The 817-nt window shown below is 77.5% G+C and carries 1 protein-coding gene; it reads right to left on the bottom strand.

Annotation, left to right across the window (positions count from 1 at the left end):
* Positions 1–379: hypothetical protein (locus tag G3I65_RS05935; RefSeq protein WP_203612291.1), on the bottom strand; the 379-nt coding region annotated here is incomplete at its 3' end.
* Positions 380–817: the final 438 nt, after the last annotated feature.

Here is an 817-nt window from a genome sequence, read left to right as displayed (position 1 = left end):
GCCGGGCGTGCTCGAGCCGCCCGAGCCGCAACTGCGCGACGATCTCGACAGCGGCCCGCACCGGCACGGCGAGCGGATGCCAGCACCGCACCGGCAGCTCCCGATCAGCGGCGGCGAGATCCCGAAGAGCCTCCTCGGCCCGATCATCCCGCAGCGCGACCACGGCCCGCAGCACCAGCGCCTGAGCCCCGGCGGCCCGCACCCCCCGCCGCCGCGCGGCCGAGACGACGGCGGTCAGCGCATCGGTGGCATCTTCGAGGGCGCCTGCGAAGACCAAGGCCCGGCAGGCGGCGATCCGCGGCATGAGGGGCGCTTCCTCCCGCACGACAAGCGCCTGCGCGGCAAGGTCGACAACGGTGCCCCGGTGCTCGCCGCGCACGGCAAGCCGGAAAGCGGTGACCCCGGCGGTGGCGGGATCGTGCTGGAGGCCGCCGAACGGCGTGGCGGCGGGGTTCTCGCTCGGGTCGGGGGCAACGACACCGGGCGGGACAGCGGCGCCGAGGCCGGCTGCGGTGGGGGCGGTCGTGGCGGGAGTGCCGGTGATCGGGGTGGCGGTGGCCGGGCGGGGTGCGATCGGGATGGTTGCGGTCGGCCCGGTCGCGCTGGGGTGCGTTGTGTGTGGGTGGGCTGGGTGCGAGCCGGGAGTGGCTGGGCTGGGTGTGGCCGGGTCGGCGATGGCCGTGCCGGCGGTGGCCGGGCGGGTTGGGTGCAGGCCGAGGGTGGCTGGGCTGGGTGTGGTCGGGCCGGCGGTGGCCGGGTGGGCTGGGTGCGGGCCGGGGATGGCCGGGTCGGCCGTGGCCGGGTGAGCTGGGTGCAG

It is taken from the genome of Amycolatopsis sp. SID8362 (assembly GCF_010550475.1).
Classification (GTDB): domain Bacteria; phylum Actinomycetota; class Actinomycetes; order Mycobacteriales; family Pseudonocardiaceae; genus Amycolatopsis; species Amycolatopsis eburnea.
Note: the sequence above shows the minus strand (reverse complement) of the source record. Positions and strands in the feature narration are given on the sequence as shown.